At 73.7% G+C, this 18,643-nt stretch carries 17 protein-coding genes; 8 read left to right on the top strand and 9 right to left on the bottom strand.

Annotated elements, in window-relative coordinates; translation table 11 throughout:
• Positions 1-13: 13 nt before the first annotated feature.
• Together cydC and FHU33_RS08135 are read left to right on the top strand one after the other, a co-directional pair.
• Positions 14-3,349: a thiol reductant ABC exporter subunit CydC gene (gene cydC / locus FHU33_RS08140; RefSeq protein WP_142024886.1), complete on the top strand. Its 3,336-nt coding sequence runs from the start codon at positions 14-16 to the stop codon at positions 3,347-3,349.
• Between the two features lie 31 nt (positions 3,350-3,380).
• Entirely contained in the window at positions 3,381-3,941 is a 561-nt protein-coding gene (locus FHU33_RS08135) for a dihydrofolate reductase family protein (protein WP_142024885.1), read from the top strand.
• 32 nt (positions 3,942-3,973) lie between these two features.
• Here the strand turns inward: FHU33_RS08135 and FHU33_RS08130 are convergent, their stop codons facing one another.
• Both FHU33_RS08130 and FHU33_RS08125 read right to left on the bottom strand, forming a co-directional pair.
• Entirely contained in the window at positions 3,974-4,291 is a 318-nt protein-coding gene (locus FHU33_RS08130) for a hypothetical protein (protein WP_142024884.1), read from the bottom strand.
• Positions 4,292-4,355: 64 nt separating this feature from the next.
• Positions 4,356-5,009: a hypothetical protein gene (locus FHU33_RS08125; protein WP_142024883.1), complete on the bottom strand. Its 654-nt coding sequence runs from the start codon at positions 5,007-5,009 to the stop codon at positions 4,356-4,358.
• Positions 5,010-5,028: 19 nt separating this feature from the next.
• Here FHU33_RS08125 and FHU33_RS08120 point away from each other — a divergent pair, with 19 nt between their 5' ends.
• A complete protein-coding gene (locus tag FHU33_RS08120; RefSeq protein ID WP_142024882.1) occupies positions 5,029-5,262 on the top strand; it encodes a hypothetical protein in 234 nt (77 codons plus the stop codon).
• Positions 5,263-5,273: 11 nt separating this feature from the next.
• On the opposite strand, the gene FHU33_RS08115 is transcribed toward FHU33_RS08120, so the two are convergent.
• From FHU33_RS08115 to FHU33_RS08090, 6 genes are read right to left on the bottom strand one after another with little or no spacing between them, the layout of a single operon-like run.
• Positions 5,274-6,326 (bottom strand): Gfo/Idh/MocA family protein, encoded by a 1,053-nt coding sequence (locus FHU33_RS08115; protein ID WP_142024881.1) that lies wholly within the window; start codon positions 6,324-6,326, stop codon positions 5,274-5,276.
• Positions 6,323-7,348, bottom strand: coding sequence for a phosphotriesterase family protein (locus FHU33_RS08110; RefSeq protein ID WP_211355042.1), 1,026 nt, complete (start codon positions 7,346-7,348; stop codon positions 6,323-6,325). Before FHU33_RS08110 ends, FHU33_RS08115 begins: the two co-directional genes overlap by 4 nt.
• Positions 7,345-8,376, bottom strand: coding sequence for a DctP family TRAP transporter solute-binding subunit (locus tag FHU33_RS08105; protein WP_142024880.1), 1,032 nt, complete (start codon positions 8,374-8,376; stop codon positions 7,345-7,347). The genes FHU33_RS08110 and FHU33_RS08105 overlap by 4 nt, the downstream gene beginning before the upstream one ends.
• 50 nt (positions 8,377-8,426) lie before the next feature.
• The gene (locus tag FHU33_RS08100) at positions 8,427-9,311 is read right to left on the bottom strand and encodes a shikimate dehydrogenase (protein ID WP_142024879.1); all 885 of its coding nucleotides are present in this window, start codon (positions 9,309-9,311) and stop codon (positions 8,427-8,429) included.
• Positions 9,308-10,582 (bottom strand): TRAP transporter large permease, encoded by a 1,275-nt coding sequence (locus tag FHU33_RS08095; protein ID WP_142024878.1) that lies wholly within the window; start codon positions 10,580-10,582, stop codon positions 9,308-9,310. Before FHU33_RS08095 ends, FHU33_RS08100 begins: the two co-directional genes overlap by 4 nt.
• Complete coding sequence (locus FHU33_RS08090; RefSeq protein WP_170182357.1) at positions 10,582-11,121, bottom strand: TRAP transporter small permease; 540 nt, start codon at positions 11,119-11,121, stop codon at positions 10,582-10,584. Before FHU33_RS08090 ends, FHU33_RS08095 begins: the two co-directional genes overlap by 1 nt.
• A gap of 124 nt (positions 11,122-11,245) precedes the next feature.
• Here FHU33_RS08090 and FHU33_RS08085 point away from each other — a divergent pair, with 124 nt between their 5' ends.
• The 4 genes from FHU33_RS08085 (at position 11,246) to FHU33_RS08070 (ending at position 15,436) form a co-directional block, all read left to right on the top strand.
• On the top strand, positions 11,246-12,259 hold the full coding sequence (locus FHU33_RS08085; RefSeq protein WP_211355041.1) for a LacI family DNA-binding transcriptional regulator: 1,014 nt from the start codon (positions 11,246-11,248) through the stop codon (positions 12,257-12,259).
• The gene (locus FHU33_RS08080; protein ID WP_142024875.1) at positions 12,256-14,130 is read left to right on the top strand and encodes a bifunctional sugar phosphate isomerase/epimerase/4-hydroxyphenylpyruvate dioxygenase family protein; all 1,875 of its coding nucleotides are present in this window, start codon (positions 12,256-12,258) and stop codon (positions 14,128-14,130) included. The genes FHU33_RS08085 and FHU33_RS08080 overlap by 4 nt, the downstream gene beginning before the upstream one ends.
• A 137-nt stretch (positions 14,131-14,267) precedes the next feature.
• On the top strand, positions 14,268-14,660 hold the full coding sequence (locus FHU33_RS08075; protein WP_142024874.1) for a nuclear transport factor 2 family protein: 393 nt from the start codon (positions 14,268-14,270) through the stop codon (positions 14,658-14,660).
• Between the two features lie 89 nt (positions 14,661-14,749).
• Positions 14,750-15,436: a gamma-glutamyl-gamma-aminobutyrate hydrolase family protein gene (locus tag FHU33_RS08070; protein ID WP_142024873.1), complete on the top strand. Its 687-nt coding sequence runs from the start codon at positions 14,750-14,752 to the stop codon at positions 15,434-15,436.
• 4 nt (positions 15,437-15,440) lie between these two features.
• Here FHU33_RS08070 and FHU33_RS08065 read toward each other — a convergent pair whose 3' ends face one another.
• The gene (locus tag FHU33_RS08065; RefSeq protein WP_142024872.1) at positions 15,441-16,976 is read right to left on the bottom strand and encodes an amino acid permease; all 1,536 of its coding nucleotides are present in this window, start codon (positions 16,974-16,976) and stop codon (positions 15,441-15,443) included.
• A gap of 300 nt (positions 16,977-17,276) precedes the next feature.
• Between FHU33_RS08065 and FHU33_RS08060 the strand changes: the two genes are divergently transcribed.
• Entirely contained in the window at positions 17,277-18,641 is a 1,365-nt protein-coding gene (locus tag FHU33_RS08060) for a glutamine synthetase family protein (protein ID WP_142024871.1), read from the top strand.
• Positions 18,642-18,643: the final 2 nt, after the last annotated feature.

Below are 18,643 nucleotides of genomic sequence, written 5' to 3'. Positions count from 1 at the left end.
GACAGATATGGCCATGACTGCCGCTCGGGGGCGGGGGCCGCTGGGGGCGCTGGCCGGCGTCCCCGGGCTGACCGGCGCGCTGGTGCGGGCGGCGACGGCCGCGCTCGCCCAGACCACCGGGCTGGTGCTGCTCGCCGCGGGGCTGGCGCACGCCGTCGCGCGGGTGACCGGCCACGCCGACGGCGGGATCGGCACCCCGCTCCTCCTCGCCGCCGCCGGGGTCGTGCTGCGGGCGGTCGCCGGGACCGCCGGCGAGGTGCTCGCCGCCCGCGACGCCCGCCGGGCCGAGGACCGGCTGCGCCGCGCGCTGCTGGAGCGCCTCGCCTCCTCCCCGGCAGCGGTGACCGCCGCCGGTGGTCCCGGCCCCGCCGCCGTGCTCGCCACCACCCGGCTGCACGATCTCGGCCCGGCACTCGGCACCTACCTCCCGGCGCTGGCACAGACGCTCGTCGTCCCGCCCGCGCTGCTGCTGGTGCTCGCCTGGACCGACCTCCTGTCGGCGGTGCTGGTCGCGATGACGCTGCCGCTCGTGCCGGTGTTCATGGTGCTGGTCGGGAAGTACACGCAGAGCGCCACCGTCGACTCGGCCCGCGCGCTGGACCGGATCGCCGCGCACGTCGCCGAGCTGGTCCGCGGCCTGCCGGTGCTGGTCGGGCTGGGCCGCGCCGCCGACCAGGCCGCCGCGCTCGCCGCCCTCGGCGAGGCCCACCGCACGCGCACGCTCGCCACGCTGCGGATCGCCTTCCTCTCCGCCCTGGTGCTCGAGCTGATCGCGATGCTCTCGGTCGCCCTGGTGGCCGTCACCGTCGGCCTCCGCCTGGTGCACGGGGACATGGCGCTCGCGGTCGGGTTGACGGCGCTGGTCCTGGCGCCGGAGGCCTTCGCGCCACTGCGGGCACTCGGCTCGGCCCACCACGCCTCGGAGGACGCCGCGCTGGCCGCGGCCGAGGCGCGGGCGGTCCTCGCGGCGCCGGTGTCCGCTCCCCCGGCACCGACCACGGCCGACGACCCGCGCGGCGCCGACGTCGCCGTTCGCGGGCTGACCGTCGGCTACCCCGGGCGGTCGGTACCGGCGCTCCCCCCGGTGGACCTCGCCGTCCGCCCCGGTGAACTGGTCGCACTGCGTGGTCCCAGCGGCTCGGGCAAGTCGACCCTGCTGTCCGCCCTCGCCGGCCTGGTCGGGCCGGACGCGGTCGTCGGCGGAGACGTCGACGGCGTGCCCGGCGCCGTGGCCTCCGTGCCGCAGTTCCCGCGGACCACCGGCGCCACCGTCGCCGACGAGCTCCGCCGGCACGCGGACTCCGAGCCGGGGGCCGACGAGATCGCCGGCGAGGCCCACGTCGTCGAGGCGCTCGCGCGCGTCGGCGCCTCCGGGCTGGCCGGGCGGACGCCGGAATCCCTCTCCCCCGGCGAGCTGCAGAAGGTCGCCCTCGCCCGGGCGCTGGTGCGGATCCGGCGGGGCGCGCGGCTGCTGCTCCTGGACGAGCCCACGGCACACCTGGACGACGACGCCCGGGCCCTCATCGCGGAGGCGCTGCTCGGGCTGCGGGGCACCGTCACGACCGTTCTGGTGACCCACGACCCCCTGCTGGCCGCCCTGGCCGACCGCACCGTCGAGCTGGCACCCCCACCCGCCCCCGACGCCCCCGTCGCGACCACATCGCCGATCTCGTCGCCACCAGCCACCCATGGCGACCACATCGCCGATGTGGCGCCCTCGACGGCCCAACCGCGGGCGGCCGGCCGGGCGCTGCGCCGCGCGGTGCTCGCGGGATCCCTCTCCTCGGGCGCCGGGGTCGCGCTGACCGCGGTCTCCGGCTGGTTGATCGTCCGGGCCGCAGAGATGCCGCCGGTGCTGACGCTGCTGGTGGCGATCGTGGGTGTCCGCTTCTTCGGGATGGGCCGCGCGGTGCTGCGCTGGGTGGAGCGGCTGACCGCGCACGACGCCGCGCTCCGCCTGGCGGCGGCCACCCGGGTGCGGGTGTGGGCCGCGCTCGCCGCGCAGGGCATCGCCGCCGACCGCACCCCCGGTTCGGCGCTGGCCCGGGTGGTCGGCGACGTCGGCGTCGTCCAGGACCTCACCGTCCGGGTTCGGCCGCCGATCCTGGTGGCCGGGGTCGTCACGGCTCTCACGGTGTCCGCGCTCGCGCTGGTCGACCCGGCCGCCGCCGGAGCGGTGGCGCTCGTCCTCGGCGTCACGGTCGGGCTGGTGCTGCTGGTGCACCGCCGGGTGGACGCCGGGGCCGCACGCACCGACAGCGCGCTCCGGGTCACCGCGCTGCAGGAGACGACGGCCGTGCTGCACGGGGTGCCGGACCTCCGGGCGCACGGGCTCGCGAGCCGGGTGGCCGGCGACCTCGACCGGCTGGCCGACCGGCAGACCTCGGCCGCCCGGACCGGCACCCGGGCCGCCGCGATCTGCACCGGCCTGGTCGTGCTCGGCACGGGACTGGCGGCGGTCCTGGCGACGGCGGTCGGCGCCGGCAGCGGCCTCGCCGGACCGGCGCTCGCCGTCCTCGCGCTGGCCCCGCTGGCGCTGGCCGAGCCGCTCGCCGGGATGGTCGGCGCCCTCCAGCGGCGCGGCGCGCTCGCCGACGCGCAAGCTCGCATCGACGTCGTCCTCACCGCCCCGGTGCCGGCCGACCCGGCCGACCCGCTGCCCGCCCCGGCCGCGGTGCGGGAACTCGCCGTCGGGGACCTCACCGCCGGCTGGCCGGGCGGCCCCGACGTCCTCCGGGGGCTCGCCGCCACCGCCCGCGCCGGCGACGGCTGGCTCGTCGTCCGCGGCCCGTCGGGGTCGGGGAAGTCGACGTTCCTCGCCGTCCTCATGGCCGCCCTGCGGCCCCGCTCGGGCAGCTGCGCGATGGACGGGACCGACACCGCCCGGCTGCCCGGCGAGGACGTGCGGTCGCGCATCGCCTGGCTGCCGCAGGAGGCCCACGTCTTCGCCTCCAGCATCCGCGCGAACCTGGCGATGGCCGCGCCTCGCGGCGAGCTGACCGGCCCGGAGGGCGAGGCCCGCATGCGGGCGGCGCTGACCGCCACCGGCCTCGGCACCCTGCTGGCCGGGCTCCCCGACGGACTGGACACCCCGGTCGGCGCCGGTGGCACCGCGTTGTCCGGCGGCGAGCGCCGGCGCTTGGCCGCGGCCCGGGCCCTGCTCGCCGACCGGGACGTCGTCCTGCTCGACGAGCCGACCGCCCACCTCGACGCACCGACGGCCGACGCGCTCGTCGACGACCTGCGGGAGGCCCTCGCCGGACGCGTGGTGGTGTGCGTGACCCACGACGAGCTGGAGCGCCCCGGCGACACGATCGTCCGGCTCAGCGCCGTGCCGGCGGGAGTGTGAATCGTCGTACCCCTGCGCCAAGGTGGCCGGCATGGACGCTTCCTTCACCGGATCGGTCTTCCTCGGCATGAGCGTCGACGGGTTCATCGCCCGCCTCGACGGCGACCTCTCCTGGCTGACCGACGGGAACGACGCCGGGGGCGCGCCGGACGACGGCGCGGGCGGTGACTTCGGCTTCGCCGAGTTCGTGGCCGGCATCGACGCGATCGTCATGGGCCGCAGCACCTACGACTTCATCGCCCCGTTCGACGACTGGCCCTACGAGGGCAGGCCGGTGCACGTGCTGAGCACGACCCTGGAGCCCGGCGCCGACCCGCGCATCACCGTGCACCGGTCACTGGACGAGGCGGTCGCGGCGGGGACCGCGGCCGGGTACCGGCGGGTCTACGTGGACGGCGGCCGGACGGTGCACGCCTTCCTGCGCGCCGGGCTGGTCGCCGAGCTCACGCTGTCACGGGTGCCGATCCTCATCGGGACGGGGCACACGCCGTTCGGCGAGCTGGCGGCCGACATCCCGCTGGAGCACGTGCGCACGCAGACCTTCCCCGGCGGGATGGTCCAGACGACGTACCGGGTGCGCCGGAACGTCTGACGCTGTCCCGTCGTCGGTCAGGCCGCCCGTCGTCAGGCCGCAGCCGCGTGCGGCCGGGCGCGCACGATCTCGAATCCGGGGAGCAGGGGCAGCTCGGCGTCGACCAGGAGCGGAATGGCGATCGGCGATCCGAGCATGCCGCGCTCCTCGACGAGCGCCCGCTCGGCGGCGTCGAGCTCCGCGAGGATGGAGTGGTAGACCTCGGGGCGCACCCGGATCTCCCGCGGCTCTGCCGCGGTGGGACTCCAGGCGATAGCGAGGATGTCTCCCACGGGATCCGGCCGGCCCCAGTGCCTGTGCTGTGCGTTCCGGTCCGACGACGGTTCCCGGCTGACGGTGGCCTCGTCCATGACGGCCCTCCTGTGCGGACCTCCCGTGCCCTGGTTCCAACACCCGGAACACGCTGTTGATGCCCTATTCCTCAGCAGGCAGAGTGCCATCGGATAGTGACAGTTCGACGGGGATCTCGGGGCCCAACCTGGCGCCCTGCAGGAGCTCGAGGTCGTCGCCGGACCAGAAGCTGCCCGGGTCGTAGGCGTTGAGCGGCCGGTCGCCGGGAAGCAGCTCCATCGCGGTGTACGTGGCCGCGACCAGCTCGGCGCAGAACACCGTCTCGGCCGCGGTCTGCCGGCGCAGGCGGCCGTTCACCCAGCCCCGGACCAGGCCGCGGGTGGTCGGGAACGGCCGCCCGTCCAGGCGGGCGATCGTGCGCAGGACGGCGTCCTCCATCGCGGCGGTCACCCCGCCGTCCTCGGCGGGCCCGATCAGCTGCCGCAACCAGGCCTGCTGCCCGTACCGACGGCGCCAGGTCAGGACGGCGTCGCGCAGGTCGTGCAGCTGCACGCCGCGCTGGTGCTCGCCGGTCCAGGCGTCGGGCAGCGACTTCCCGAGCTCGGCGTGCCAGAGCAGCGGGGGCAGGTCCTCCAGCACGACGGCCATGCCGACGTGGTTGACCGGCGCGTTGGTCAGCGCGCGGATCGCACGGTCGGCCAGCGACGGGCCGCGGAACACCCAGACGTCGCCGGTGCGGGTGAGGTCCACCGCGGCGTCGAGCGAGAGGTCGGGCACGGGCGATAGGTTACGGACCGTGCGCCTCTGGAAGCTGCTGGGAGTGGCCGGGCTCGCGGGAGTCGCGGCCGGCAGCGTCGTGCTGGCCCGCAACGAGCGGCAGCGCCGCGCCTACGCCCCCGACGACGTCCGCGCCCGGCTGCACGAGCGGGTGGCCGCGATCGAGATCCCGGCGACGCCTGCCCCGGCGACGCCGGCCGAGCTGACGGCCGGCCGCACCCACCGGCTCGCCCGCCTGTTCCGCCGCGGCTGACCGGTTCGCCGTCAGCCCAGCTCGACCAGCCGGCCCGTGCGAGCGGCCTCCGCGATCGCTTGCGTGACGCGCAGCGTCTCCAGCGCGTCGCGCCCGCTCACCAGGGGCGCGGCGGCGCCCAGGACGACGTCGCAGAAGTGGTCGAGCTGGCGGACCAGCGGATCGTCCCTCGGCACGTCGACGATCGTGGACTCGAACGGCTCCTCCCACGAGCGGGTGCCGGCGTAGGTCCGCAGCCGCATCGTCGGCACCTCGACCGACCCGGTGGTGCCCGCGACGAGGTAGCAGTCCTCGTCCGGGTGGGTCGGGTACCGGGGGTCCTCGCGCGACGTCTGCTCCCAGCTCCGCGGAGACGCGGCGGCGTCGGAGAGGAGGAAGCTGCCCATCGCCCCGTTCGCGAAGAGCAGGCTCACGGCCGCGGTGTCCTCGACCGGGAAGCCGCGGATGGTGCTCGCGGCCATGGCCTGGACCGCCACGACGTCCCCGCAGATCGCCCGCATGACGTCCACCTCGTGCACCAGGTTGATCAGGAGGGGGCCGCCGCCGGGCTCCCGCCGCCAGGGCGCGGCGTCGTAGTACTCGTCGGGCTTGTGGAACAGGGCGCTGCCCTGCACCGCGACGAGGCGACCGAGGGTTCCGTCGTGGACCAGGCGACGGGCCGACTCCACGAGCGGGCTGTGCCGCCGGTGGTGACCCACGAGCAGGGGCACGGCGGCCGCCTCGGCGGCCTCGACGAGGCGGACGCCGTCGGCCACGGAGTCGGCGAGGGGCTTCTCGACCAGCACCGGGACGCCCGCAGCGATGCACGCCAGGCCGTGCCCCACGTGCAGCCGGTTCGGCGTCGCGACGATCACCCCGGTCCGCTCGGCGAGCGGCTCGGCGAGCAGGTCGGTCAGGGACGGGCTCCATGGCACGTCGAGGCGGGCCGCGAGCTCTCCGGCCGCAGGTGCCGGGTCGACGATCGCCGCCAGCTCGCACCGCGTTCCGGCCCGCACCAGGTCGATGTGCCGGCGGCCGATCAGTCCCGCGCCGACGACGACGATCCGGACCCGCGCACCGTTCACCGCGCGCTCCCGAGCAGCCGGGCCGGGTTGTCGATCATCATCCGGTCGACGTCCTCCGGGGAGGCGCCGCCCTCGAGCAGCATCGGCACGATGCGCCGCGGGATGTTCCCGAAGTTCCAGTTCGGCGCGTGCACCGCACGCCACGAGGGCGGCGTGACGCGGCTGAACGACGCCGCGTCGTGCGAGAGCACCATCCGGTCGGCATAGCCCAGCCGCAGCAGCTCGAGCACGACCGCCACCCGGCGCTCGTCGGGCAGCACGTGCTCCATCCCGAACCGGTCCATGCCGATCGTCGAGCCGGCGTCCATGAGCCCGCGCAGGTACGGGATGTCCTCGGAGTCGCCGCAGTGCCCGATGACGACCCGGGAGAGGTCCACGCCCGCAGCACGCAGGAAGGCCTGCTGGTCGAGGCCGTTGCGCAGGTCGGGGCGGCTGTGGGTGGTGATCGGGACGCCGGTCTGCTGATGGGCCACGGCCGCCGCGGTCATCACCCGCGCGACGTCCTCGGTGATCCCCTCGGCGTCGGTGACCACCTTGAGCATCCCGGCACGGACGCCGCTGCCGGCGATGCCCACCTCGATGTCGCCGACGAAGAACTCCACCAGCGGATCGGGGCCGCCCACCAGGCGGCCCGGTCCGTGGGTGCCGAAGAACGGCGGCAGGACGTTGCTCGTGTAGTAGCCGGTCGAGGCGACGAGGTGGACGGGAACCTGCTGCGCGACGCGGGCCACGCGGGCGACGTCGCGGCCCAGCCCGAGCACGGTCAGGTCCACGACGGTGCGCACCCCGAGCCGGTAGAGCTCGGTGAGCTGCCGGGCGGCGCGGGCGATCGCGGCGGACTCGTCCCACTCCGGGTGGGGGTGGTTGACGTCCAGCTCGGTGCTGCCGACGAAGACGTGCTCGTGGATGAGCGTGCGGCCCAGCGCCGCGGGGCTCACCGGGCCGCGGAAGGTCTGCACCACGCCGCCGGGGCGGCCGCCGTCGCGGCCGCCCCGGTCGGGTGCGGTGGTGCGGTCGGTCACTCGGCGGAGCCGCGGATCGCCTCGTAGACGGCCAGCTGCTCGTCGCTGAAGTTGGCCCGGAGGTACTCCTCCGCCTGGGTGCGGAAGGCGTCGGTGTCCACGTCGTCGACGATCTCGAAGTCGCCGGCGGCCTCCCAGTCGTCCAGGATCTGCTGCTCGTCCTCCGCGACGCACTCGGGCACCTGCTCGACCGCGGTGTCGATGGCGGCGCTCAGGGCCTCCTGCTGCTCGCCGGACAGCTCCTCCCACACCGGTCCGACGATGACCAGGTTGGAGTTCTCCTGGTGCCCGGAGAGGCTGAGGTAGTCCTGCACCTCACCGAGGTTGGAGGCCGAGATGTTGACGATCGGGTTCTCCTGACCGTCGACGATGCCCTGCTGGAGCGCCAGGTACAGCTCCTCGTAGGCCACCTCGGTGGCGTCGGCGCCCAGCGCCTCGGCGTTCATGAGGAACTGCGGCGAGTTCGGGAACCGCATCCGCAGGCCCTCCAGGTCCTCCGGCGTGCGGATGGGCTGGTTCGCCGTGAAGTGGCGGGCCCCGGCCGACCAGGCGCCGAGCACGTTCACGCCGGTCTCCGCCGCGAACCCCTCCTTCAGCTCGTCGGAGGCCTCGCTGCCGAAGAAGCGGGCGAGGTGCTCGCCGTCGTCGAAGGCGTAGGCGGCGTCCACCACGCTCATGGGCTCGTGGACCGCGCCGAGGGCCGAGGCGCCCTGGATGTCGATGTCGATGTCCCCGGAGATCACCGACTGGATGCGGTCCGCGTCGCCACCGAGCTGGCTGCTCGGGAAGATCTCGACGGTCATCCCGACGTCGGCGGCCTCGACCTCGTCGGCGATCACCTGGGCGCCGCAGCGGTGCTGCGGCTGCTGCTCGGTGTAGCTGTGCGCGAGGGTGAGCTCGACGTCGCCACCGCCTCCGGCGTCACCACCGCCTCCGTCGCCGTCGCCGCCACCGCAGGCGGTGAGGACCAGCGGGGTCAGGACCGCCACCGCGAGGAGCGGGTGACGGCGCCGTGCACGAGCGGACATGGGATTTCCCTTCGTCGAGGACTGGGTCGGTCGTGCTGCTGCCCGGGCGGTCACGGGGACCCGCCGGTTCGTCCGATCTCGTCGGCGACGAGTTCGTCGAAGTCGGTGACCATCGCCGCCCGGTGGGCGGGCCGGTCGGTGAAGAGCTCGAAGGAGTCCGCGGCCTGGTTGACCGCCATCCCGGCACCCGTCAGCACCCGGCAGCCCCGCTCGGTGGCGAGGCGCACGAGCTGGGTCACCAGCGGGCGGTAGACGATGTCGGCCACCCAGACGCGGTCGGAGAGCAGCTCGGCGGCGACCGGCGTCCCCGGGTGCGCGGCCATCCCGACCGGGGTGGCGTTGACCACGCCGGTGGCCCGGGCGAGCACCGTGCCGAGCCGGTCCGGGGTGGCGGTCGTGCTGCGGCCGGCCAGGCCGGGCCCGAGCGAGCGGACGAGCCGCTCGGCGCGCGCCGCGTCGGTGTCGACGACGTGCAGGGCGCCGGCGCCCAGGTCGGCCAGGGCGTGGGCGACGGCGGTCCCGGCACCGCCGGCGCCGACGAGCACGACCTCGCCCAGGTCGGCACCCGGGAGACCGTCGCGCATCGCCGCCGCGAAACCGGTGACGTCGGTGTTGTGGCCGGTGGTCGTGCCGTCGCGGATCACCACCGTGTTGATCGCCCCGATGGCCGCGGCGCCCGGGGACAGGTCATCGACCAGCGGCGTCATCACCTGCTTGACCGGATGGGTGACGTTGAGGCCGTCGAAGCCCAGCTCCACCGCGTGCGCGAGCAGCTCGCGCAACCGGTCGGGAGCCAGCTGGGCGTCGTCGAGCTCGACCGTCCTGTACACGTAGCGCAGGCCCTGACGGCGTCCCTCGCGCTCGTGCAGCTCCGGGGAGAGCGAGGGCCCGATGCCCTGGCCGAACAGGCCGGCGAGGTAGGAGCGATCCCTCACAGCCCGAGCACCTCCGGCAGCCACAGGACCGCCTCCGGGAAGAGGACGATCAGCACGCAGATCACCAGCAGCGGCACGATGAACGGCAGCGAGCCGCGGAAGACGACGCTCACCTTGGTCTCGGCCACGTGGCTCAGGACGTAGAGCACGGTCCCGACCGGCGGCGTGAGGAGCCCGATCATCAGCGCGACGATCATCAGGACGCCGAGGACGATGGGGTCCACCCCGAAGCCGGCGCTGATCGGCAGCAGGATCGGCACGACCAGCACGAGGACCGCGGTGGGGTCGATGACCGTGCCGAGGATCAGCATCAGGACGGCGGTCATGGCCAGGAAGACCGTGCCGTTCTCGGTGAACCCGAAGACGTTCTCGGCCAGCAGCTGGGGCACCCGCTCGCGGGCCAGGATGTAGCCCAGCAGCGAGGCCGAGGAGACGATCAGCATGATCGCCGCCGTCGTCGTGACGGTCTCACCGAGCACCTTGGGCAGCTCGCGGACGTGCAGGCTCCGGTACACGAGGCAGAGCAGCAGCATGTAGGCGGCGCCCACCGCCGCCGCCTCGGTCGGCGTGAAGAAGCCGCCCAGGATGCCGCCGAGGATGATCACCGGCGCCAGGAGCGGACCGATCACCCGCCGGCCGGTCTGCACCACCCGCTGCATCGAGAACGGGGTGCGGCGGATGTCGGGCATCCGGCGGACCAGGAAGAACACCACGATGCACAGCCCGACCGCCATGAGGACGGCGGGGATGACGGACGCGGCAAAGAGGGCACCGGTGGAGACGGCGGCGAGCCCGGCGAAGATGACCGCGGGGATGCTCGGTGGCATGACCGGCGCGATCAGCGACGCGGCACCGGTGACGCCGACCCCGAACGTGAGCGGGTAACTGTTGCGGAGCATGGCCGGGATCTGCACCTTGCCCAGGGCCGCGGCGTCGGCGACCGCCGACCCGCTCATCCAGGAGAAGCCCAGGCTGACCCCGACGCTGACGTAGCCCAGCCCGCCCCGCATCCGGCCCAGCAGCGCCAGGGCGAAGTCGAAGAGCCGGTCGGCGATGCCGCCCCGGTTGGCGATGACGCCGAGCAGGACGAACAACGGCACGGCCAGCAGCGGGAAGCTCGCCGTCGCGTTGATGATCAGCCGCAGCGCCAGCCCCACCGACTGGCCGGTGAGCCACATGTAGCCCAGCGACGGGCCGAGGAAGGCGAAGGCGACGGGCACCCGCAGCACGAGGAGGACGACGATGGCGATCGTCAGCAGCAGGAGTTCCATCAGGCGTGCACCTCGGTGGGCTCGGCCGCCGCGGGAACGCCCCGGACCGCGAACACGACCGCGGCCACGGCGCCGCGGACGGCGGTGCTGACGAAGCCCAGGAACGGGAAGAAGTAGAGCACCGCCAGCGGCATGCGCAGCGACGGCGAACGCAGGTCTCCCTGGGTCGACACCAGTTCCCACGCCTCGACGGCGAACCCGACGCCGATGACCGCCACGGTCGCGCAGGCGAAGACCCGGACCGCCCGGACGACGAGCGGCTTCTTCAGCGAGTCGACCAGCTGCAGCGCGATGTGGGAGTCGGTCGTGACCAGGACGCCGGCCACGGTGAAGGTCAGCCAGACCAGGCTGAAGCGCGACAGCTCCCCGGTCCACGACCACCCGCCGACGGGCAGGTAGCGCTGGGCCGCCTGGACGAGCACCAGGACGAACATGATCACCAGGGCCACCGCGCCGAGGGCCAGCTCGAACCTGGTGATCCACCGCACCCACGGCGTCCACCAGCGCGGTGGCGCCTGGAACCCGGCTCGCTCGCTCACCGCGCCCTCCTCCCGGTTCCGGCCCTTGTGCCGACGGTCACAGCCATGCCGGCGACCGTAGGAGCCGGCAGACGATGTGGGCAAGCGGTTGCCAAAGTTGCCAATGTCACGGTTCGATGACGTCGTGAGCAGTCCGACCATCTACGACGTCGCTCGCCGGGCCGGCGTGGCGACCTCCACGGTCTCGCGCGCCTTCAGCACCCCCGGCCGGATCGGCGAGGCCACGCGGGCCCGCGTGCTGGACGCCGCCCGCGAGCTGGGGTACGAGCCCAATCCGCATGCCAGGGCGCTGACCTCGCGCCGGACGCAGACGCTGGCGATGGTGGTCTCCGACATCACGAACCCGCACTTCTTCGAGCTCATCCGCGGGGCGGAGATGCGGGCCAAGGCGGCCCGGTACACCCTCGTGCTGGTCAACGCGGAGGAGTCACCGCGGATCGAGCTGGAGCAGGTGCAGCGACTGTCGCGGTCGGTCGACGGCTTCCTCCTCGCCGCCAGCCGGCAGCCGGCGGAGAACCTGGTGAAGGTGGCCGCCGAGCATCCCGTGGTCATGGTCAACCGCCAGGTGCCGGGCCTGGCCAGCGTGGTGGTCGAGCACACCGAGGGCTGCCGGCAGATGGTGGCGCACCTGGCCTCGCTCGGGCACACCTCCGTGGTCTACCTGGCCGGTCCGCCCAACTCCTGGATGGCGGCCAGCCGCTGGGCCGCCATCCGCGACGCAGCGGCGGAGTACGGCCTGACGGCCGTCCGCGCGGGCCCCTTCACCCCCACCGTCGGGCACGGCGGCGCCGCGGCCGACGCGGCGATCCGGACCGGCGCCACCGGGATCATCGCGCACAACGACCTGCTCGCCATCGGAGTGCTCCGCCGGCTGGCCGACCGCTCGGTCCGCGTCCCCGGCGACGTGAGCGTGGTCGGCTTCGACGACATCTTCGCCGCCGACCTGTGCTCGCCGAGGCTGACCACGCTCGGCGGGGCCCACGCCAACGTCGGTCGTGCTGCCGTCGAGATCCTGCTCGAGAGCATCGGCGCCCCCCGGGACCTGCGCCCGGTGCCCGAGGTCGCCCTGCCCTCGGAACTGGTCCTCCGCGACTCCACCGGCAGCCCCGGCTCCACCCCCCGAGAGGACCACTCATGACGTCGACGCCCGTCCGCCGTTCGATCGCCACGGTCTGCCTGTCCGGCACCCTCGAGGACAAGCTCGCCGCGGCGGCCGGCGCCGGGTTCGACGGGATCGAGGTGTTCGAGCCGGATCTGCTCGCCTCGCCGTGGTCGCCCGCCGAGGTCGCGCTGCGGTGCGCCGACCTCGGCCTGTCGATCGACCTCTACCAGCCCTTCCGCGACCTCGACTCGACCGACCCCGACCGGTTCGCCCGCAACCTCCGCCGGGCCGAGCGGAAGTTCGACGTCATGGCGGCACTGGGCACCTCGACGATCCTCGTCTGCTCCTCGGTCGCCCCGGACGCCGTCGCCGACCCCGACCACCTCGCCGAGCAGTTGGCCGCGGCGGCCGACCGCGCGGCCGCCCGCGGGCTGCAGCTCGCCTACGAGGCCCTGGCCTGGGGACGGCACGTGTCCACCTGGGACCGCTCGTGGGACGCCGTCCGACGGGCCGACCACCCCGCTCTGGGCCTCTGCCTGGACAGCTTCCACGTGCTGTCCAGGCAGAGCGATCCGGCCGGTTTCGCGGCGGTGCCCGCCGAGAAGCTGTTCTTCCTCCAGCTTGCCGACGCACCGCAGCTTCAGATGGACGTCCTCCAGTGGAGCCGCCACCACCGGCTCTTCCCCGGCCAGGGCGCCTTCGACCTGCCCGGCTTCCTGGCCGCGGTGCTCGACGCCGGCTACTCGGGGCCCCTGTCGCTGGAGGTGTTCAACGACGTCTTCCGGCAGGCCGATCCCGGCCGGACGGCGGTCGACGCAATGCGCTCGCTGCTCTGGCTGGAGGAGCAGCTGGCCGGTCGCCGTCCCGACCTGGGGCTGGCCGCTCCCCCACCCGCACCGCGTCTGACCGGGTACTCCTTCGCCGAGCTGGCCGTGGACGGGGTCTCGGGCCCGCAGGTCGGAGCCCTGCTGGCGGGGCTCGGGTTCAGCCACACCGGCCAGCACCGCTCCAAGCCGGTGCAGCTGTGGGAGCAGGGCGAGGCCCGTGTCCTGGTCAACGCCTCCGTCGTCCGGCCGGCGGCCGCGGGCACGGCCGAGGTGACCGCCCTGGGGCTGGAGAGCGAGGACCCGACCCGGTCGGCGCACCGCGCGACGGCGCTCCTCGCCCCGGTGCTCCCCCGCACCCGGGGCTCTGCCGAGGCCGAGCTCTCCGCCGTCGCCGCGCCCGACGGCACGCAGGTGTTCTTCACGAGGACCGGCCCCGAGGGCTGGCCGGCCGACTTCCTGCCGACCGGCACCGCCACCGGACCGGGGGCGGGGGCGGGCATCACCGGCGTGGACCACGTCGGGCTGACCCAGCCGTTCGACTCCTTCGACGAGGCCGGACTGTTCTACCGCGAGGTGCTCGGCCTCCGGACCGGGGCCGTGACCGAGATCCCCGCGCCGTACGGGCTGGTCCGCAACCGGGCGGTCACCAATCCCGAGCGCACGGTGCGGCTGGCGCTGTCGGTGTCGTTGCTGCGTCGCGGCGGGTGGTCCCCGGGCGTGCCGGCGCCGCAGTACGTCGCGTTCGCCACCGCGGACGTCGTCGCCACCGCCCGCGCGCTGCGTGCCGCCGGCGCCCCCCTCCTGCCCATCCCGGCGAACTACCACGACGACCTCGACGCGCGGTTCGACCTCGACCCGCGACTGCTCGCTGACATGCGCGAGCACGGTCTGCTCTACGACGAGGACGAGCAGGGTGCCTACCTCCACCTGTGCACGCCGGTGCTCGGCGACCGCGTCTACGTCGAGGTGGTCCAGCGGATCGGGGACTACGACGCCTACGGCGCGGTGGACGCACCCGTGCGGATGGCCGCGCACCGGCGGGCACGGCTCGCCGCCGCCGCGGCCGCTGACGCCGGCTGACCGTTCCGGAACGGAGGGCGACCGCCACACGGGGACCGGACGGCCCGGACCGCCGTCGTCTCCGGAGGCCTACCGGTGCACGAACTCCTCGGCCGACACTCCTCGCGCCACGGGGGACCGGCTCCGAGGAGGCAGCCATGTCCGAGCACCCCAACGTCGCCCGCATGCGCCAGGGCTACGAGGCCTTCGCCAAGGGCGACCTCGACGCGCTGCGACAGCTGTGGACCGGCGACGTCCGGTGGCACGAGAGCGGGCACTCCGACCTGGCGGGGACCTACGAAGGGCCCGACGCGATCTTCGGTCTCTTCGGGCGGCTCTTCGAGCTCACCGAGGGCAGCCTGAAGGTCGAGCCCCGGGCCTACCTGGCGGACGACGACTACGGCGCGACACCGGTCACCGTCAGCGCCCACCGGGGCGACCGGCACCTCGAGGTGCTGAACGTGCACCTCGTCCGGTTCCAGGACGGACTCGTCGCCGAGTTCTGGGACACCTCCACCGACGAGGACACGATGGACCGCTTCCTGACCTGAGTCCCCGTCGACCGCGGTCGACAGGACCACGCCGTCCCCGTCGGGGGCAGACTGACCGGCATGGATCGCGGTGGGGAGCTGGAGGTCGCGTGCGCCCGTTGATCGGCATCACCACCTATCGCGAGCAGGCACGGTGGGGAACCTGGGACGTGCCGGCGATCCTGCTGCCCGCGGCGTACGCGGACGCCGTCGCCGGAGCCGGCGGCGAGCCGGTGCTGTTGCCGACCGGTGCGATCGGCTCCGAGGTGGTCGCGCGGCTCGACGGGCTCGTCGTGTCGGGCGGGGCCGACGTCGATCCCGCCCGGTACGGGCAACCGGCCGGCCCCCGGACGACCGTCCTGCGCCCGGAACGGGACGAGTCCGAACTTCTCGCCCTCCGGGCAGCCCTGGACCGCGACCTCCCCCTGCTGGCCATCTGCCGGGGCATGCAACTGCTCAACGTCGCCCTCGGCGGCGATCTCGTGCAGCACCTCCCGGACGTCGAGGACACCGGGATCCACGACCCCGGGCCGGGCCGGTACCAGGGGCGGGAGGTGCGCACGGAGCCGGGCAGCGAACTGCACCGCCTCCTCGGCCCGACCGCGGCCGTGGCCTGCCACCACCACCAGGCGCTGGGCCGGATCGCTCCGGAGCTGACGCCGTCGGCATGGGCGGAGGATGGCGTCGTCGAGGCGGTCGAGGCGGTCGGACGGCGGTTCTGCCTCGCGGTCCAGTGGCACCCCGAGGAAGGACTGGACCACCGCCTCTTCGCGGCCCACGTGGCCGCCGCAGGGTGACCGGTCAGGTGGTACGGGAGCGCGCCTCCGGGTCGATGTCCTCGACGTCGATGGCGCCGTAGCCCTCTTCCTGCGGATCCCCGTGCAGCCCGCCGGACATCGCGTACTCCTCCTCCGGCGACAGCACCAGCCGGTGCCGGCCGAAGGCGGCGAAGCCGGCGAGCGCGACGACGTAGATGACGACGATGGCGACGATCGCCGGCCGGTAGTCCTCGTTGAGCATCACGCCGACGAAGATCAGCGCGGCGATCGCGCCGGCGAACACGGCCCCGCCCACGCCGAACGGGCTGCGATAGGGGCGGCCCGCGTTCGGGAACTTCCGGCGGAGCAGCACGAACGACACCATCTGCAGCAGGTAGGCCAGGACGGCCCCCCACACGGCGATGTTCAGCACGATGGCCCCGGCCGTCTCGCCGCCGGTGTCGACGAGGACGAGCGCGACGATGCCGATGACCGCGCCGATCAGCAGAGCGATCCACGGGGTCTTGCGGGCACCGGTCAGGGACAGCGCCTTCGGGTAGTAGCCGGCGCGGGACAGCGAGTAGATGTTGCGGCCGTAGGCGTACATGATGCCCTGCAGCGAGGCGAACAGACCGATCAGCGCGAACGCGGAGAGGATCGCCGCCACGTCGCTGTTCGGCAGGATCGCCCGGAAACCGTCGAGCAGCGGCTCACCGGACTCCCCGATCGCCGAGGCACCCACGACGGCCGGGTTGAGGACCAGCACCAGGGCGCCGCTGATGATCAGCGTCCCCAGTCCCCACAGCCCCGCTCGGGGGATGTCGCGGGCCGGCATGTGGGACTCCTCCGCGGCCAGCGGCAGTTCCTCGATGCCCAGGTAGAGCCACATCGCGAACGGCATGGCCAGGACCACCTGCCACCAGCCGAACGGCACGAAGGTGCTGTTGCCGTTCTCGGGCTCGATGTCGAAGAGCTTGCCGAAGTCGAGGGCGCCGGAGAACAGCGCCATGACGGCGAACAGCGCGATCACCGCCAGGGAGAGGACGGCGACGACGACGGCGAATCGGAAGGACACCTCCGCGCCGGCGATGTTGAGCAGCAGGAAGATCGCGTAGAGGATGATCCACCACACCCAGCCCGGCATCGACAGGCCGAACAGCTCAGCGGTGATGCTGTCGGCGTACGACGCCGAGAAGTAGACGATGACCGCCGTCGTCGCGACGTACTCGATCGTCTCGGCGAGCCCCGTCACGAACCCGCCCCACGGACCCATCGCCGACCGCGCGAACGAGTAGGCGCCGCCGGTGTGCGGCATGGCCGACGCCATCTCACCGATGCTGGCGATCATCGCGACGTACATCAGCGTGACGACCACCGTGGCGATGAGGAACCCGCCCCAGCCGGCGCCGCCGATGCCGAAGTTCCAGCCGGAGAAGTCACCGGAGATGACCGCGGCGACCCCCAGCCCCCACAGTCCCCAGAACCCCGCGGTGCGGGTCAGCCCGCGCTTGTCGAAGTAGCCCTCCGCCGCGTGGGTGTAGGTGACGCCCGAGGCGCCGCGGGGGTGGGGTGCGGACATGCGCGTCTCCTGAGGACCGGACGACGGGCCCGCGGGACGCACGGTGCGAGGGTCTGCGCCCAGCTGGCTGTCGTGATGCGGGTCGGAACGTCGGTGGACTCGGTGGGCGGTCAGGGTCGTGGGTGATCAGCTGCAGGTCAAGAGGGATGCGCCTCCGTGGCGCGACCGTTCCCGGATCGGTGCAGCGCAGCAAACGAGCAGGTGACATGCGTGGCCGCGGCTTGTGGCGTGCAGCGGCGGGACCCTAGGGTCCGGTCGCCGGCCCCTCCTCGGGGGCAGGTTCCGGAGGAAGGGAACACCGTGCCCGACCGACACGACCCCGTCCTGACCGTCGAGGACCTCAGCCGGCACGTCGAGTCCGGCGAGATCGACACCGTGCTCGTCGCGTTCACCGACATGCAGGGCCGCCTGCAGGGCAAGCGCCTGCACGCCCGGTACTTCCTGGACGTCGTCCTGGAGCACGCCACCGAGGGGTGCAACTACCTGCTCGCCGTCGACGTCGACATGAACACCGTCGAGGGCTACGCGATGTCGTCGTGGTCCAGCGGATACGGCGACTTCGTGATGCAACCGGATCTGGCGACGCTGCGGCCCGTGCCCTGGAATCCCGGCACGGCGATGGTGCTGGCCGACCTCCGCTGGGAGGACGGCAGCCCGGTCGTCGCCTCGCCGCGCCAGGTGCTCGCCCGGCAGACGGCCCGCCTGGCCGACGCCGGGATGACCGCCTACGTCGGTACCGAGCTCGAGTTCCTCGTCTTCCGCGACACCTACGAGCAGGCCTGGACCGCCGGCTACCGCGACCTGACGCCGGCCAACCAGTACAACGTCGACTACTCCGTGCTGGGCACGGCTCGGATCGAGCCCCTCCTGAGGCGCATCCGCAACGACATGACCGGCGCCGGACTCGTCGTCGAGTCCGCCAAGGGCGAGTGCAACCTGGGGCAGCACGAGATCGCCTTCCTGTACGACGAGGCGTGCCGCGCCTGCGACGGCCATGTCGTCTACAAGAACGGGGCCAAGGAGATCGCCGCCCAGGAGGGCATGGCGCTGACCTTCATGGCGAAGTTCGACGCGCGCGAGGGCAACTCGTGCCACATCCACTGCAGCTTCCGGGGCACCGACGGCGAACTGGTGCTGGCCGACGGGAACGGCCTCTCCGACGTCGGCAGGTCGTTCGTCGCCGGGCAGCTCCGGTACATGCGCGAGCTGACGCTGTTCCTCGCGCCCAACATCAACTCCTACAAGCGGTTCGTGGAGGGCTCGTTCGCACCGACGGCGATGCGCTGGGGGCGCGACAACCGCACCTGCGCCTTCCGGCTGGTCGGGCACGGCGCGTCGCTGCGGCTGGAGAACCGCATCCCGGGTGGGGACGTGAATCCCTACCTCGCCACCGCGGCGGTCGTCGCGGCAGGTCTGGCCGGCATCGAGGAGGAACTGGAGCTCGAGCCGGCGTACGAGGGGAACGCCTACGAGGACCCGGACGCCGACCGCGTACCGACGAGCCTGGCCGGGGCCCTGGACCTGTGGCGGAGCAGCGATTTCGCCCGCCGTACATTCGGCGACGACGTGGTCGACCACTACGCCAACATGGCCGCCGTCGAGCTGGCGGCCTTCGGGCGGGCGGTCACCGACTGGGAGCGGTTCCGGGGGTTCGAACGGCTGTGAGC

The organism is Blastococcus colisei (assembly GCF_006717095.1).
GTDB lineage: Bacteria > Actinomycetota > Actinomycetes > Mycobacteriales > Geodermatophilaceae > Blastococcus_B > Blastococcus_B colisei.
The sequence above is the reverse complement of the archived record's forward strand: the minus strand, read 5'-3'. Positions and strand labels throughout refer to the sequence as shown.